The sequence below is a fragment of the Christensenella intestinihominis genome (assembly GCF_001678845.1).
Lineage (GTDB): Bacteria > Bacillota > Clostridia > Christensenellales > Christensenellaceae > Christensenella > Christensenella intestinihominis.
Genome location: NZ_MAIQ01000002.1, coordinates 146,230 through 163,249 on the forward strand (window position 1 = coordinate 146,230; position 17,020 = coordinate 163,249).

14 protein-coding genes and 1 pseudogene are annotated in these 17,020 nt (G+C 49.7%); all 15 read right to left on the reverse strand.

Annotated features, from left to right (window positions below; all coding sequences use genetic code 11):
• Window position 1: 1 nt before the first annotated feature.
• The 15 genes and pseudogenes from BBD38_RS03385 to BBD38_RS03455 all read right to left on the reverse strand — a co-directional run bounded on the left by BBD38_RS03385 (window position 2) and on the right by BBD38_RS03455 (window position 16,971).
• Window positions 2–3,169, reverse strand: coding sequence for a type I restriction endonuclease subunit R (locus BBD38_RS03385; protein ID WP_066684533.1), 3,168 nt, complete (start codon window positions 3,167–3,169; stop codon window positions 2–4).
• A 10-nt stretch (window positions 3,170–3,179) separates the two neighbouring features.
• Window positions 3,180–4,442 (reverse strand): restriction endonuclease subunit S, encoded by a 1,263-nt coding sequence (locus BBD38_RS03390; protein WP_066684534.1) that lies wholly within the window; start codon window positions 4,440–4,442, stop codon window positions 3,180–3,182.
• A gap of 15 nt (window positions 4,443–4,457) precedes the next feature.
• A pseudogene (locus BBD38_RS15170) lies at window positions 4,458–5,256 on the reverse strand (DNA damage-inducible protein D).
• A complete protein-coding gene (locus BBD38_RS03400) occupies window positions 5,253–6,851 on the reverse strand; it encodes a type I restriction-modification system subunit M (protein ID WP_066684536.1) in 1,599 nt (532 codons plus the stop codon). The pseudogene BBD38_RS15170 and the gene BBD38_RS03400 overlap by 4 nt, the downstream one beginning before the upstream one ends.
• Before the next feature lies 1 nt (window position 6,852).
• On the reverse strand, window positions 6,853–7,449 hold the full coding sequence (locus BBD38_RS03405) for a restriction endonuclease subunit S (protein WP_066684548.1): 597 nt from the start codon (window positions 7,447–7,449) through the stop codon (window positions 6,853–6,855).
• Window positions 7,450–7,508: 59 nt separating this feature from the next.
• Window positions 7,509–7,712 carry a hypothetical protein gene (locus BBD38_RS03410; protein ID WP_066684558.1) on the reverse strand — a complete coding sequence of 68 codons (204 nt, stop codon included), beginning with the start codon at window positions 7,710–7,712 and terminating at the stop codon, window positions 7,509–7,511.
• Between the two features lie 699 nt (window positions 7,713–8,411).
• Window positions 8,412–9,410, reverse strand: a complete 999-nt coding sequence (locus tag BBD38_RS03415; RefSeq protein ID WP_066684580.1) for a tyrosine-type recombinase/integrase — start codon at window positions 9,408–9,410, stop codon at window positions 8,412–8,414.
• 76 nt (window positions 9,411–9,486) lie between these two features.
• Window positions 9,487–9,993 carry an RrF2 family transcriptional regulator gene (locus BBD38_RS03420; protein WP_066684582.1) on the reverse strand — a complete coding sequence of 169 codons (507 nt, stop codon included), beginning with the start codon at window positions 9,991–9,993 and terminating at the stop codon, window positions 9,487–9,489.
• Window positions 9,994–10,003: 10 nt separating this feature from the next.
• Window positions 10,004–10,663: an HD-GYP domain-containing protein gene (locus tag BBD38_RS03425; protein WP_147568061.1), complete on the reverse strand. Its 660-nt coding sequence runs from the start codon at window positions 10,661–10,663 to the stop codon at window positions 10,004–10,006.
• Between the two features lie 57 nt (window positions 10,664–10,720).
• Window positions 10,721–11,518, reverse strand: a complete 798-nt coding sequence (locus tag BBD38_RS03430) for a C40 family peptidase (RefSeq protein WP_066684586.1) — start codon at window positions 11,516–11,518, stop codon at window positions 10,721–10,723.
• A 12-nt stretch (window positions 11,519–11,530) separates the two neighbouring features.
• Window positions 11,531–14,752, reverse strand: coding sequence for an Ig-like domain repeat protein (locus tag BBD38_RS03435; RefSeq protein ID WP_066684589.1), 3,222 nt, complete (start codon window positions 14,750–14,752; stop codon window positions 11,531–11,533).
• 15 nt (window positions 14,753–14,767) lie between these two features.
• Window positions 14,768–15,046 (reverse strand): HU family DNA-binding protein, encoded by a 279-nt coding sequence (locus BBD38_RS03440; protein WP_066684592.1) that lies wholly within the window; start codon window positions 15,044–15,046, stop codon window positions 14,768–14,770.
• A 43-nt stretch (window positions 15,047–15,089) separates the two neighbouring features.
• Window positions 15,090–16,052 carry a hypothetical protein gene (locus BBD38_RS03445; RefSeq protein ID WP_066684595.1) on the reverse strand — a complete coding sequence of 321 codons (963 nt, stop codon included), beginning with the start codon at window positions 16,050–16,052 and terminating at the stop codon, window positions 15,090–15,092.
• Window positions 16,049–16,351, reverse strand: coding sequence for a hypothetical protein (locus BBD38_RS03450; RefSeq protein ID WP_066684598.1), 303 nt, complete (start codon window positions 16,349–16,351; stop codon window positions 16,049–16,051). Before BBD38_RS03450 ends, BBD38_RS03445 begins: the two co-directional genes overlap by 4 nt.
• Window positions 16,348–16,971: a DivIVA domain-containing protein gene (locus BBD38_RS03455; RefSeq protein WP_066684601.1), complete on the reverse strand. Its 624-nt coding sequence runs from the start codon at window positions 16,969–16,971 to the stop codon at window positions 16,348–16,350. The genes BBD38_RS03450 and BBD38_RS03455 overlap by 4 nt, the downstream gene beginning before the upstream one ends.
• Window positions 16,972–17,020: the final 49 nt, after the last annotated feature.

Genomic DNA, 17,020 nt, shown 5'->3' on the forward strand with positions numbered 1-17,020 from the left:
CTTAATACACCCTCTTTGCTACCATCATGATTTCATCGATCATGATATCAATAGCATCCAGTGGCCAACCGAGATTATGGCATTCAATGAAGTCAAATAGAGCATCGTCCAGATGTTTTTTGATGTTCCGATGTACAACCACATTGTCACGCCAATCGCGTTTAGCATTCTTGGCAACAATCGTCTTCACTTCAAGAGCCAATTGTCCCAGTGACTCCCTTAGGCTATTGTCCGGGGATGACCCCATTGCTTTTTTTATCCCGCTGTTGATAGAGCCGTAAAACGTCTTGGCTGCGCCATCATCGGCTATAAGCTCCGGATAATCCATCGTGCTTCGGTCTTCTCGATAGTCTTCCGCCATCTTCTCCATCTCAGAAAGATATTTTTCACTGTCGCGCTCAGCCATGTAATCGCTGATTGTTTTATTGATGCGATCCATGAAAGTCATATATTGAATCGGATCATCATATCTTCTACTTTCAAGAACCTCCACTTGCCGGGTTTGTATGGCCTCAGCTTTTGCCTCTTTTGAACCTAAACGCGCAAGCTGTTCCTCCATCTTGTCCTTGTTCAGAATATCCAGTGGCTCAATAATAATCTTGGCATCTTCAGCATTAACATAGGTATTCAAAAGCTGACGAACACCGTCTTCGTATTTTGAGAAATCAATGCTGTCATTAAAGCGCAAAGAAACGCTGTCTTTCAACTTCTTAAAAAACAGATAATCCTTTCTGTACGTTTCGCTTTGTTTATATCCAACTGCCTCGAATAAATCATGGCTGGAGTATAAGAAATCCACCAGTTTTGCAAAGGCGCTAAGTTTTGTATAAAAATCCTTTCGTGTTTCATAATCTCTTAAATGTTCCTGCCATACATTGGCGCTGGTCTCATTCTCATCAATACCATTGAATATTTGCCATAGCGCTTTATGGAAGTCTTCAAGTTTTGTTTGCTGTTCCGATACAGCGGAAATAGCCGTTCCTATGTCCGTAATATCAAAACCATCCAAGCCAGACTTGTCATCACTATATAAATCCAACGCCGAATTGAGCTTTTTGAATATGCCGATGTAATCAACAATCAGCCCAAAATCTTTATTCTCATAAACACGGTTCACTCGTGCGATTGCCTGAAGCAGCGTATGATCTCTCAGCGGTTTATCAACATACAAAACCGATGCAATCGGTGCATCGAAACCGGTGAGCAATTTGTCCTTAACAATTAACAGATCAATATCGCCATCTTCTTCTACAAAAGCCCCAGTCACGGCATCCTCGTAAGTTTCATAGTTGTTTTTATAAAGAGGATCTACCTCTTTTCGGAAGAAGTCGGCAATAATTTTCTCAGTCTCTTTTGTGTTTTCCTCGTCATCACCTTCCTTTTGCGTGTTTGGTGTAATAACTACGGCTGGATTCATCCCGCCCAAGTTTTTCAATAGATAAAACATCTCAACCGCTGCTGCCCTGGAGGAACATGTCAACATGGCTTTAAACCCCTTTGGTCTAACGTAACTAATGAAATGCTCATGCAAGTCAAACGCTACCATCCTCAATCGTTGTTGGGTTTGAGAAATAGCAACAAAACGACTGTATTTTTGTTCTAAATCTTTTCGCTCATCTTCAGTCAAGCCAACAGTAATGTATTTGAGATGGGCATTGATCTGCTCGCTGGTGACTTTCTGAGGGATAACGCGCCCCTCATAAACAATAGGGACGGTTACCTTATCATCAATGGCATCTTGCAAACTGTATCTGTCAATCAACGGCCCAAACTTGGCGTATGTGTTCTTTGCACTTTCAATAGTCTCTTGGCCACTGTTTCGTGCTTTCTTTAGAAGAGGTGTGCCTGTAAACGCAATCTTCACAGCGTTCGGCAACACTCTGCCCATGTAGGCGTTCAACTTACCATACTGTGTTCGGTGGCCCTCATCGATAAACAAAAATAAATTATCGCTCCCATTGCTATAGTTCTGCTTAATTGCAGCTTCAAACTTGTTTACGAGTGCTGTTATAACCGTATTCCCCTCATCGTCAAGCAACTCAATTAAGCCCTTTCCAGTTTTGGCGCGGTGGGGGCTCATTTTTGTGCTGATAAAGTTATCTCGTATTTGCTTATCTAAATTTATTCGGTCTGTCACCATGATGAAGCGTGGGTTGCGGATCATGCTGCCTTTACGGGCGCTCTCACGCAGAAGCATCTTTGTAAGCATAATCATAGTGAGTGTTTTACCCGAACCTTGGGTATGCCATATAACGCCGTTTCGGGTTCCTGCATCGTCTTGCAGCAAAATGCGATTCATACATTTCATAACAGCGAAATATTGTTTGTAACGTGCAATTTTCTTTGCATTGTTATCATAGATGATAAAATTACGAATCAAATCCAGCAATCTTTCTGGATGGAGCAAGGAAACCAATGCGCGATCCTGCTCTTTGATTTGTCCATCTGGAGAACATTTGCGACACCAATCCTGCTGCCAATCTTTGCTGTCCTTATCCTCGTGCCAGGAAACGAAATATTTTGCCGCCGTGCCACAAGTGCCATACAGCACTTTATCAGGGTTCATTGCTATAACAAGCTGGCTATATTGAAATAACTGTTGAATATATTCATTGCCCCAATTGCGGATGTTTTGTGTTACTCCCTCCATCACATCAACGCTGGATTTTTTGCACTCAATTACCACTAAAGGAATACCATTTACCAACACAACAATATCCGGACGAGTAAACTTCCCGTTTGGTCGCTCCACCTCAAATTCATCCGTCACTTGAAAAATGTTGTTCTCTGGATGTTCAAAGTCAATATAATCAATGTCAAAGGATTGCTTGGTGCTGTCCGGCAGGGCTTCTTCCAAACTCTTGCCGGAGCAAAGCATCTCATACACTTCTTTGTTGGCGGCATAAAGCCCGGCGGCATTCTGCACATTCATGGCGCGAATAGCTGTAGCGATAGAACCGCCAGAAAAATAACGCTCTTCGCTACCATAAGGGTAGGTGCGTTTGCTTAAAAACGCCTCCAACTCGCTTTCAAACAGCACCGCTTTGCGCGAACCACGTTTTTGCTCCGCATCGCCTCTCGATACTCGTGTATATCCCAGCTTCTCAAGCACTTGTAGTGCCCGCTCCTGCGATTCTGGTCGTTCATTGAATATTGTGTGGCTTGGCATGGCGGCCTCCTTAAACTGATACTCGCACGATTCCGGTTAACAATAGTTGCATCAAGGCTTTTTTCTTTTGCTGCCATTGAGCAAGTTCTTGTTCCAATAAATCTAACTTTCTAGCCGAGGAAGATAATATGTCCGCAATTTGTTGCTGCTCCTCAAGCGGAGGCAAATAAACAACAATATTTTTGATTATATTTAAGTTCAGTCCACCCCTAGCACCGTCTCCCGAGGAAAGTATCCGCAATTCGGTATATCTGTTTTCCAAGTTCCAAAACAAATATTCTGTGTCAAAGTCTTTGCTGGGCAGAATGGCTGCAATCGATTGATTGGTGCATAGAGGAACATAATTGACCGCAACAGTTCCTCGGGTTTTTCCTTGCCCCGCCAAACCAACCAAAACGCATTTTTCAGGCAAGAGTTTGGTTCCTGAGTTTGACAAACCTCGTTCTGAAATGCGCCTTTCAACTTCATACACACGTTTGTAATTTAACTCTCCAGAACTCATCCAGCGAATATCTCCACCCCAATAATCCTGAACTTTCGTTGATGGAGTGGCTCCTGTACACACTTCTGTTATGTTCCCAATTTTTACTTTTTTATATATTTGCTTATCACAGAGCAAAGTTTGCATCAACCACTTTTTGCAGTTGCGTTCTTCCTCTATAAGCTGTTGTTTTAGCTCAATAATCTTATCGCATTGGTTAAGAATTTCTACAATTTTACATTGTTCCTTGATAGATGGGAATGCAATTTTACCTTTTAGGACGTCTTCATTATTCACTTTCATATCATTCTTTGCCCCTTTTTTTACAAGTGGGTAAAGGTAATTATTTAGAAAGGTATCCATTTGAAAGTAATAGTTTAAATATCTGCCGACTATATTATTTTTGCAGTGATATACAGCATATAAAGTCGATACAATTCCTGGCATACCTAAATTCAATTTGATTATCCCATATGGATTCGCTTTTAAAGGACTTTTTGTGTATACGATATCACCAATATTAACAACATGATAATTATCTACCGATTCGCCCGCATATGATCGCCCTAACAACTCAATTTGATTAACAACACCAAAATCTCCAGACACAGATAATACGTCTTCTTTAGAAAAATGATTGTTATAATTTCGTTGACGGTTTTCGCTCAACTCGCTATTCAACTTTTTATATTTCCAATCATCCGGATATAAGCATCCCTTAGTCTTTGTGTAACCTTGCGGCATTTTGCCTTGAGCAACATCTGTAATGCGCTCTTTTATATCGCTACGCATATTTTCACATCCATTTCAAATCCTACTTGTTAACTTCGGTAGTTTCCCATCAGTCAAACGCTTTTTCTCAGTTTCACGCTCTATCTGCTTAATGCTCTTTTCCGGTATAGGCAAATTCTCAGGTATGTTACCGCCTAATTCATGTATCGTCTGGCGAACCTTGGCACCTACTTCATAATACGTTTCGTAAGCTGCCTGTTTGCCCGTAATATTTTCTCGCCGAAGTTTCTCATCCGTTTGCGTGGCGCGAAACAAATTTGCCGCCAACTCTGTGCTTCCCATATGGCCAAGAATCTTCTGGCCCTTCTTTAAGCCCTTACGGGCATGAATCTCCCGGACATCAACCACCATGTAAACCCTGATAGCCCTTGTTTTGGAAAATCGCATATTACTGCTGCGTCTCTACCCCGGCCATTTGCGCCGCCTCGGCCAGTGACTTGTCATCAATCAACTCCTGCTGCCTGGTTTTCACAGCAAAGTAAATCTGCCCAACGGCAATGACTTCTTTGCGGGGATCGCCGTTCATGACAATCAGGTAACCTGCATATCGGGAAAGCATGATATCGTCAATTTCACGCTCTGCGCCCGAGCCGATTTCAACCATTTTGTTGATATCAACAAAATGGTCTTCAATTTCAGCACCACTATTCGCGCAAGCTGTTTTTGCCTTGTTGATAATATTGTTAAAGTTTCGCCATTCAGTGTATTCGAGTATTTCTTGCAATTCTCTTGCAAACCAAAATTCCTCTCCCAGTTCATTGAAATGTTTGATGCTTTCAAAGGTTTGATCGCTGTATCTCGCAATATCACTCATAAGCCAAGCTCCTTCAAATATTCATCCATTTTCTTCTCTGCCTCTGTAATTTCTAATTTCAGTCTGGTTATATTTGTATTCACCTGTTCAATATCCACAAGTGGTTCTTCCTCGAAGGTATCCACATAACGAGGAATATTAAGGTTATACTCATTTTCTTTGATTTCTTCCAAAGGTGCTAAATGAGCAAATTTTTCAACGTCTTGGCGGTTGGTATAGACAGTCAAAATATCCTGAATATGCTTTTCGGTCAGTTCATTTTGATTGGTGCCCTTCACATAACGGAAATTACCGTTTTCATCCTTCTTGCTCGCATCAATAAACAGCACATCACTGTTTTTGCGATTCTTCTTAAATACCAAAATACAAGCCGGGATGCTTGTGCCATAAAACACATTCTCAGGCAAACCGATCACTGCATCCAACAGATTCTCTTCAATTACTCTCTTTCTGATAAGCCCTTCCGACGCACCACGGAACAAAACGCCGTGTGGCGCAATAGCCGCTATTCTCCCATTTACTGCGAGGCTATGGATCATATGCAGCAAAAATGCCCAGTCACCTTTACTGGCTGGAGGTACTCCCCAATCGAAACGATGAAATTTATCCAGCTTGGCTTCCATCTTAAACTCTTTCTTTGCTTTCCCGGTTTTCGGGTCTTTTCCTGTTGTATCGCCACCAGGGTTAAACCCGGCAGCCCACTTATCTTTGGAAAATGGCATATTAGCAACAATGGCATCAAAGAGCATGAGATTACCATCATCATCCTTGAACATCGGGTTGGCCAGAGTGTCACCCCATGCCATTTTTGCGTCGCGGATTTCATGGATATACATATTCATACGCGCCATAGCTAGCGACGAACCATTGACCTCCTGCCCAAAAATCGAAACTGAACTGGTACCGGTTAGAGGATCAATTTGTTTTTTTGCTGCCTTAATCAGTAATGAACCCGATCCACAGGTTGGGTCATATACTCGGTCACCCGGATGTACATCTACCAAACGCGCCATTATTTCAGAAACAGCTGATGGGGTATAGAAACTGCCCGCCTTTTTCCCTGCCATACTTGCGAATTGGCCTATCATGTATTCATAAGCATCGCCAACCACATCAACGGGTACTTGTCCTTCTTCGGGTTCAATGCTTCTAGGTCTCATATCTAGAGAAATTAAATCTTCGAGCAGCGTACGAAGTAGCGCATTTTTGTGTTCTCTGGTGCCAAGGGCATTTTCACTGTTGTAGTCAACAGTACACAGCACCCCACCAAACTGCTGATTATTATCATTTTCGATCTGCCGCATTGCCTGATTGATCTGCTGGCCGATGTTTTCGGCATGCCTCTGTTCGTACAATGTTTGAAAATTACTATCGGAAGCAATCGTAAATGGCAAGTAACGTTTTTGACGCTCAAGCCGCTCGCCAGAATACTCTTTTTTTAGGTCGTCCAAAGCCTCGTTATATGTGTCACTTAGGTACTTCACAAACATAAGTGGTAAAATATAGTCCTTATAGTTTGCTGCATCAATGGTGTCGCGCAAAGTATCCGCGCATTTCATCAAAGCATTTTCAATATCTTTTTTGGTTGTTCCCATGCTATTCTCCTCCGATGACGCTATTGATCACAGCATCCATTTTTAAGTCATATTGCTGTATGAGCTCTAAATGAAGTTGCTTTTGTTTTATATTCATCTCGCTATATGTTGCAATTGCCTTTTGCTTCTCCACAGGAGGCAATGGTATATTCAATTCCGATAGTGCCGATATTTTTATTCCGCCTGAAGTTTGGCCGCTTTCACGAATAGCCAGCACTTCCAAAATGTTACGATGAGCAAGATAGCAACATAAAAACTCAGGGAGAAGCACATCGTTTTGAAGCCGAATAATGGCAAATTGGGATGGCACCACGAAACCTGTTAACGTTTTTGTTATGAATACCGGGCAAAATGGCGGGAAAAGTCGAAGAATAATATCATTTATTCCGGTTATAAACTGTTCTTCAAGTTTTTCACTTGCAAGGTACCGATCCAATAGTTGTACGTTAATGCTACCGTCATCATTGATCGAACGCAAATTGAGATTTCTGTACTCGACAGCTAGAGTAGAATTGTTTTTAACTTCTTTTCTGCTCAAAACAAGCCCGCTTTGAATTTCTGCAAGTTCAGAAAGCTTTCGATACTTCGTGTTCGTCACCCCCTTTTAGAACAAGAGACCCGCCCCCTAAGGGAAGGCGGGCCTCTCATCACTTCTTTTTAGGAAGTATGTGTCTCCAAGCAGCAGTAGTAGCAGCCATTCACTTGGCTATAATACTTCTTTGCTTCCCGAACCGCATCTTGCGATGCGGCAAAGTCGCCTAGATATTGGCGATTCTCAGGTTCTGGGAGCCAGTTGCATATCGCGCGATGAACTTCATGATCGCCATTGTTCTGGGCATTTTTGTTTACATAAAAACGCATTGATTTGTCCTCCTTCCCTTAAAGTGACAGGCTCTCGTTGACAAATCAACCGCATCATGCGATAATTACTTAAACGAATAGTCTAACGAGAGAGCCCTCTTTAAACAGTTGTCGCTGTTAATGAGGGTTTTTCTTGTCCTAAACAAATAGTAACATTAAAAATAGTGCGTGTCAATGCAAAAATACATATTATTTATGTCACTACCGTAACATGACAATAATATTGTGCGGGGTTTGGCCTTTCCAAGGACATTTTTAATGGTTAGGTATAAATCGATCGTTCTTATAGTCTGTATCATAATCAATCACTTGCATTTGTCATACAAGATAATTTTCATTACAACAGGAGGAATCGCATATAGTAAGATAACACATTATATGGAATCGAATGCTTAATCTCTTCTGCCACGCTGGCTAACAATGCTAACCCAAAAAAGTTAGCAAAAAAGGAATTACAACGTACTTAATATAACTCCGTATCACTCCGACTATCCGATTATGTGATTAGCAAGGGAACTATGGTGCATTACAGACTACTTCATAATACCCGGTATCATTGGTAGTATAGTTCTCCTAAGCGGTAGGCCACAGGTTCAAATCCTGTTAGGTGCGCCACGTCGCGGCAAATTCCGTGATTTCAAAACCCTCGCGGAAGCGGGGGCTTTTTCTTGCTCCACTTCCGCAAACTATTTTCACGCCCTAAAGTCCAAAAATGCGTTCAACGGCCAGCCGCTTGCGTGATTCCGACGAGAATTCAACAAACGGTTCATACCGCTTGCGCAATTTTGCTTCGCTGTCGATTCCCATAATTTCCGCAAGGTCGCTTAAATTCATACCGTTTTTGATTGCCTTGATCGCATATGTATCCCTTAATATCCGCAGGCGCTTCGACGGAAGCTCCAATTTCTTTGCAATTTCCCAAAAAAGGCTTTGGACCGATTTTGGATCGCGCGGCTTCCCGTCCGCCTGCGAGAAGATCGGTTCATGGTCCTTCGCACGCATGTCATATTTGCGGTTCCTGAGAATATCCGCCAAATATGCGGGGACAGGCACATACCGGTCCTTTGCCCCCGTCAGTTCGCTGCAGGTCATCATTGTGCTGCTGCCCGATGTGCTTTTGGGATTAAAAATCCTCTGCGCCGTCCTGTGGACGTGCAGATCGCATTCCCGGTAACGGAAATCCTCCCAATATAATCCGCAGCCCTCGCCCACGGAAATTCCTGTATCCCGCAGCACCAGGATGCAGAGCGCATATTCCCGTTCCGATTGAAGCACCGTTTCCTTAACCCTGCTGAATTGATTGTCGTCAAGCTGGCAAATACGGCTTTCCGGCAGCCTGGGAAGGTTCGCTCCATTACAGGGGTTGCTTTGGATCAATCCCTTTGCGCAGGCCTCCTCCATCACCCTCCTGATGATAATAACAAGTTTACGGGTCACGCTTGGCGACAGCCCTCCGGTATGGTCAAGCCTTCCCGATGCAAGTTTTTCATCGATAAACGCATCGATTGTTTCCCGCGTTATCTCATCAACATAATATCCAACAAAATATGGCAGGATATGCCGGTCAATGTCAAACGCATATGTAAAATATGTTTTTACCGTATATCCGTCTTCGCCCGACAGGGTGTTTGCTTCCATGCATTCATTGATCCAGTCGCAAAACAAAACCCTGTTTTCCGCCGCTCTCCGCTTTTCCATAAAATGTTGTACCCCTGCACTTTTCTCCCCGCCAACCGTCTTTTATGGCGCGCCTCTTTTTCCCGTCCCGGGGCTTTTAGATTGCAACCGGCTTTTCCTTACCCGCGGCCAGCCCGTTGAATAAATCCCGCAGCGTTGTCTTTTGCATCTCCGAAATCATCAGGGCTTCGATTTGGTCAAAGTATTCCTTTATCACAATTTCATCATCGCTGCCCGAATGCCGCTTATACAGCACAACTTCTCCCTCCACCGCAATAACGATGTCAAACACCGTCATCTCGGACGCATCCCGGGCCAGCCGGTATCCGCCATAACGTCCCTGCAAAGATTCAATAATATTCGCGTTCCTCAGCGTCCCGAGAACCTTCATCATATACAAATAAGAGACGTCGACAATTTCCGATAAATCCGCCGCATTGACCGCCCGCCGGTCCTGTTTGTCCATATACTGTAAAATACGCAATGCGTAGCCTATCCTTAACGGTATTCTGATCATATAACCATTCTCTCCATTTCCGCGCCTTTTGCGCGTTGCCCGGTTTCCGGTAATAGCTCCGGCCTTGCTTGTTTTGCAGCCCGGCATCCATACAGTTTTATTCTGGTTTTTCTTCCCGGTATATTTTTCGGTTTTTCATCATGTCGCAGCGGTCCTGCAGCTCAACCAGCTGGTCTTCCATACTGCAAAAAATTTCGGCCAGGAAAGGATCGAACTGCGTTCCGGAACACCTGCGGATTTCAGCAAACGCATCTTTGCACAATACCTTAGGCGAATAGCACCTGTCGTCCAGCATCGCGTCAAAGGAATCGGCAAGCGCCACAATCCTTGCAATCAGCGGAATGGTTTCCCCTTTCAAACCGCACAGGTATCCGCTTCCATCCCATTTTTCATGATGATACCGGCAGGCATCCGCCGCCATATCCCAGAAGTATTTGTCCTTCTGCTTGTCCCGCATCCCGGAAATAACGCCCGTCCCAATCAATACGTGCTGGCGTATGGCGTTCCATTCCTGCTCGGATAAAGGTTCCTCTTTCATATAAAGCCCGCTCGAAACCGTGTCCTTCCCAACGTCATGGAATATGGCGGCCCTGTACACAAAATCTGCATCCTCCTGTGTTTTTGCATAGCGGGCCTTTACGGCAAGCATCCGCGCATATACCCCCACGCGCATGCTGTGCGCGCGCAGGAACGCCGGCATTTTCTTTAGCTGTACAATATCCGAAGGCTCCAGCCTCACTTCATCCCTGATCTTCATTTTCACCCATCCGGCCCTTATCGCCTTGGCTTCCAACCGCTCTCTCCCGCCGCCGTTTCAGTCTCCCAGCCTGCCGAACGCATAGAAATGCGCCTGCCAGTAATCCGTTTCCATGCTGCTGTAGCCAATCGGCTTGCCCGCGTGCAGCATATACCCGTTCCCCACGTAAATCGCGACGTGCGTCACCGTGTTGGGCGTTTCGTACGTCCCCTGGAAAAACACCAGGTCGCCCGGGCGTGCCTCCTCGCGGGACACCTCCGTGCAGTGGTTATACAGGCTCTGCGCGTCCGTCCGCTCGATCTCGTATACTCCCGAATGGTTGAGGCTCCAGCACACGAACCCGCTGCAATCAAACGACGTTTCAGGCGTTGAGCCGCCAAACACATAGGGAAACCCAATATATTTCTGCGCCTCATTGATCAGGCTCAAATAATCCTTGTCGTTATACGCCTCGCCCGGATATCCGTTTTCCCCGCCGTCGGTAATGTGGATGTCCGCCGGGTCGTCTTTGGAATAGGTCGGCGCGCTCACGGACACCGCCGCGCTGTGGATATACGCCATGTCTCCGTCCTCCGTCATGATGGCGTCCCATTGTCCGTTGACGTTGACGGCGTGGACCTCAACCTCCTGGCCGATCTTTGCCTGCCCGATTGCGGGCGCCTGCATTTCCGGGAGCTTCCTTAACTGCGTGTCGCACAAAACAAAGCCCTTTTTGACCCCTGCCTGCTCCGGAACGGCTTCCCCCGTTTCGGCGGGCAGGCTCAGCGGTAAATCCGCCGCCAGCCCCGTCACCGGCAGCAGCGTCATGATTCCAATAATGACCGCGGCCAGAAGCCGCCTTTTGTTTCTTTCCATATCTCTTCCCTGTTACCGGTTTCCGCCTGTTTTCTTCTTATTGCATAAGAGATAGCCTGCGCATACCGCCAGCACAGCCAGCGCCGCCAGCCCCATCAGGTAATATTCCTCCATGCCCCGTTCATCCCCGGTTTTCGGCGTAGGATGATCCATAGGCTTGTTGCCGTCCGCTTCCCCTGCCGCCGCTTTTGCCGCCTCTGTTTTAAGCGGGGTCATTGCGTTGCCCGCACGGTCCGCGGCATAAATGTAATATGCTTTCCCGTCCATGGGGACCGAAAGCGCGTAGCTTCCCGGCCCGCTGCCCGGTATGGGGACAAGCGCCCCGCTGCCGTCCGCCGTTTCCCCATATTTCACGCTCGCCTCGTCCACGCCGGAAACGTTGTCCGTAATTTGAAAGGAAATCACGCACATGCCATCCCCCGCGGTTTGGGCCAGCCCCGAAACAGCCGGGGGCGTATTATCAAAAACCGCTCCCTCGCTGCTGATGTAGGTCACGTTGCCTGCGCGGTCCGCCAGTTTTGCATAAACCACCCGCTTCGCGTTCGGATCGACGGGAATGGAGATATCCGTCGCGGGCGTATACGTTTTCCATTCCCAGTCCTTCGACGCTTCCATGAACCGCTCTTTCGGTTCGTTCAGCGTATCCGCGTCGGCCGCCGCCTCGCGCACATAATATTCGATGGAGGCCATTCCGCTCGCGCGGCCCTCCTGCGTTCCGGGTTCCTCCGCCTCAACCGTAAAGGTCGCGTCTTCCCTGTGGTATTGCCCGAAGGTGATGACATCGAGGAACCCCTGCCACGCATTCTTTCCCTCCTTGATGCTGCCCGACGGCGCGGATCGGTCGATGGAAACATTCACCGTCTTTTCCGCGCCCATATTTCCCGCCTTGTCTATGGCGCGGAAATAATAGGTGTGAACCCCTTCCCCTGCCGGTGTGACGGTAACCGTGGCTGTCCCGTCCGCGTACGCCATTTCCGTCCCGTCCCCTTCGCGCGTGATCGGCTGTTCCGCATACAGCACCGCTTTTATCCCGCTTGCCGCATCCACAACGCCCGGTACGGTAAGCGTGACCTCGTCTTTGTTCGTCCATCCGCCGGGGTCGGCGTACGGCTGCCCGGTGTGCGGCGCGGCCGTATCCTTATAAATCGTCGTGCCGGCAGGCTCGCTGAAATTCCCGAATTCGTCCTCCGCCCATACATAATATGTCGTCGCGCCGTCCGGCGGCGTTACCGGGATCGTGCAGTCCGGTGAATTCGCGGCATACTCCCGGACCGGCGCCGCCTTGCCCACGTCGTTTTCCGTCCCGTACCACACGCCCGTGACCGTTCCCGGCACGCCCGCTTCCTTCTCGTCTGAAATGCCCGAAACCTCGAGGATATAGTCCGTTTGGCTCAAATATCCTTCCTCCGTTGTCTCCGGCGTGTGCGAGACCTCCATCACCGTTGGCTTTGTACTGTCGATCGTCGTGACCGTAAACATCTGTTCGCTCCGGTTGCCGACCCTGTCGGTGGCAACCAGGTAATACGTGCCGTTGCGGTCGACCTTCGCCTGGAACGCCTGTCCGTCCAAATCCAGGCTCGCGCTGGCGGGAACGCTGTTTTCGTCCTCCGGCCCCGCATCCTTGTTTTCGCAGATAAATACGCTTCCGACGCCGCTCCCCGCCACAGTTTCGCCGGGAACGGGATATGTGAACAGCTTACCCCCGTCGTCAATCCCCGTTTTGGATTCCATCTTCACCGCGGAATCCGAAACAACCGCGGAAACCGTCTTTTCCCGCGTCCATACGTCCTCCTGCCCTACCGCGAGGCTCTCTATGGCGGGCGGGACGGAATCGATCCTGTCCAATACAAAACCCCTGTTCTGCCGCACGTTCGGCCCGCTCGCCGCCCCCGTGAAATCATGGTTGACCGCTCTGTCGTACGCCGTAACACTCATCTCCGCGTTCGTCGGCCAGATTCCGACGGTCACGCTCCACGTCCCGTCGCCGTTCTGCCGCGGCGCAAGGCCGTATGCGGAAAGGTTCGCGTTTGCCGACCCCGACGTTGTGTTGTGGATATATACCTTCCCTTCGTCGAGCCCCAGCCCCGGCGTGCCGTCCGCAAGCTCCGGGTCGCCCAGGCGAAAGGTGACCGTGCGGCTTTTCGCCCAGCCGTCCGCCGTTTCGTTTTCCGCCGTATACGCAATATCCGTCGCAGCCGGCCCGCTGTTGTCCTGCACATAGCCCGGCGAGCTTACATAGGCCGCATTCCCCGCCTTGTCAAACGCCCGCGCATAGATAATCCACCGGCCCTCGCCGTCATTCTGGCCCACACCCGTTTCAAACGCGCGGACCGTTTTCCAGCCCGCCGCGGCTTCAAGCTGTTCCCGCGTGAGCGGCGTCCGGCTCAGCAAGTATTCAAAATACGGGGACTGCGTCCCGCCGAAATCCTTTTCCGCAAGGCCGCTTCCGCTGTCGCTCATAATAAGGCTGAAGCACGGCTGTTCACTGCGCGGGTAAACGATATCATAGGTGGTTTCGCCGGGCAAAGCCAGCCCGGCCGACCGGTAGCGGACCCCGCCGTCCAGCAGGTTCCCGTCCTCGTCCCAGAAATATACGTCCTCCCGGAACGCCGGGTCATAACTCTCTACCCGGCGCAGTTCGGGATCATAAAAGTACGACATCACCAGCTCGATCTCCGGCGCGTCCGTATCTGTGGCGTTACCTGCGGAGGTATCGCCGCGTTCGAGCGTCAGGGGAAGGAAATCCGGGGCGGGCGACGGTTCCAAAGCCGCGGGGAACACCGGGTCAACCGCTTCCGGCTGCGTTGGTTCCAAACCGCCGTTTTCCGTTTCCGCCTGTTCCCCATTTCCGGCTTCCGGCTGCCCGGCGGTGGGTTCGGCCACGAGCCCGTCCGCAGCTTCCGTTTTTCCCGGCGCGTCCTCTCCGGGCGGCGCGGAGCTGTCCGGGGTTTCTTCCGGCGCGTCTGCCCCGCCGTTTTCCGCCTCCCCGGGCGGCATGCTCTCCTCCGGGCCGCTGGTGGCTTCCGGCTCCGGGTCGTCGTCTGGAACCTGCCCTGCTTCCCCGTCCTGCCCGGAACCGCCGTTTTCTTCCATTTCAATGAAGGCGGCTTCTTCCGCCGCGCCCTCCGGCGCTGTTTCATTCGCATAGGAAAGACCGGCCATTGAAACGACAATAACCGCCGCGATTAAAAACGATATGATTTGTTTAAAATAGCGTTTCCTGCTTCCCGGCATTTCCTTTGCCCTTCCTCAGCGGTTCCGAATCTTTTCCCGCATGGTGTTGCTCTGCCGGAACGCGATATATTCCGATTCAGGAATCAAAATCGGCTCGTTGGTCCGCGGATTCACCCCGCGCCGTGCCTGCCGCTTGCGCATTTCAAATTTCCCGAACCCCGTGATAACCACGTCCCGTCCTTCATACAGCGTTTCTATCGTCACCTTGACAACATGGTCGACAACCTTTTCCACCTCGATCAGCGGATATCCCGTTTGTGCGGCAATCCTGCCGATTAATTCCCGTTTATTCATTTTCCTTCCTCATATTCTTTCGCATCCATACCCGTCAAACTGTTCACGGTTTGAACCTGGTTCCCTTTTTCCTCTTCTTCGTTTCCGGCGCGGCCTTCCGCCCGGCACGGCCGCTTCTCGCTCCCGTTTCCAGCCGCATTTCCTTTGTTTTCCTGTGCTTCCTGCAATTCCTGGCGATCAGCACGATCACCACGATGATCGCCGCAACAAGCGCCGCGAGGATCATAAGCAGCGTTTTTACCGACAGCCCCAGCCACGAAATACCGTTAAGGTCAAGGCCGCCCGCCGCCGTCTCCTGCGGCATGGGCTGCAAATCCTGTTCCTCGATCGGCCGCGAGGTCGCCCGCGCCGTTTGCGTGGCTTCCGGCTGGGCGGTTGGTTCCGCCGGGGCCGCCTCCGTTGGAGCAGGGGTTTCCGTAGGTACGGGCGGCGGGGTTGCCGCCTCCCCAAACGCCATACTGCCCAGCACGCCCTCCGCCTGCTGCAAATATGCCGCGTCGTCGTTCTTATAGATCACCGTCACGCAGACCACGCTTCCCTTGTTTTCAAAGGCCGTGATCCTCGTGCTGTAGCCCGGGTCCTTGGTGCTCGTCCCCTCGAGTACCTTTGCGGGCTGCCCGCCCGCTTCCGTATCCGCGGCGTCCGCAAAAAGGTATTCTTCCGCCTGCGCTTCGCGGATTCCTTCCAGCCTCGCGGCAAGCGGGTCTTCCCCTTCGGCGGCGGTCACCTCCACCTTCATCGAATAACCGAGGACATTCTCCGCGTTGTATGCCCCGATCAAAAGCTTTGTATCCGCCGAGCCCGCCTGCGCGCTTTCCAGCAGCGCCCCCGTCATGTTTGTGTCCGTCGGGGTGTAATAATATATATTCGCCCCCTCCGGGATTTCGATGCTGAAACCGCCGTTTTCGTCCACATACGTTTTGGCGTAGGCCGTAAACGGGACAGACAGGATAAGCGCCAGCAGGACTGCGAAAAAAAGCCCCCGCACATGTTTTTTCTTACTCATTCCCGCTCCATATCCTCCTGCCCGGCCTGCCTTTGCTTCCTTCTCTCGCACCGGCTGATTGTTTTGTGGAGCAAATATCCGGTCAGGCAGGATAATACTGCCGCTAAGACGGCGGCAATCCCCACATAAATACTGAATCCATAGTCCCGCGTATATAGGGTGATTACCAGCGCCGAAACGCCGCCCAGCAAAAAAGTCGCCAGCAGGCCCAGTTGCAAGGCCCGGTTTCCGCGGGCGGCAATTAACCCGACAATAACCGCCGCTGCCGTAACGGCCGCTGTCAGCCAAATTGCGTTCATCTGCTCTCCCCGCCGTCCTGCATGCTGCCGATCAGCGACGATACGTGCGGCACACGCTCCATTTCTTCATTGCGCAGCGTCCTTAAAAATTCGTCCGACCTGCTCATCGCCCGGTCGTATTCAGATTTTGCTTCCTCCTGCTGGAATAACCCGGGCTTCTCGTCCTGGTCTGCCGTATACGCCCGCTCGATCTTCTGGTCAAAGAGTTCTATCTGGTCCTTGGTAAATTCATACAGCGTCAGCCGTAAATCCCGGATGCGCCTTTCACAGCGCCGCGCTTCCTCGCTCAATTCCTTCGCCCGGTTTTGCGCGCTTTCCACAATCATCGTGGCGTTTGCCGTTGTTGCGCTCATAATTTCCTGCGCCCGCGCCTCCGCCTGTTCCACCAGCGCCGCCGCCTGCTTGCCGCCCAAGTTCAAAACGTCGCCGAAATCCGGGCCCTGCGGCTTGTAGGTCTCCTTTTCGCCGCCCTCCCGGTATCTGGCAAGCTCCTGTTCCATATCCTCCATTGTTTTCAGGATATCGTCCAAAAATTCGTCTACTTCCACCGGGTCGTAACCGTTGAACTTTTTGCTGAATGTTTTTTCCAGCACTTCCTGCGTTGTTACCCTGTCCTCCATTTTTCCTCTGCCTTTCTTTTGTTATTTTACCGATATGCCCTTCACGGGC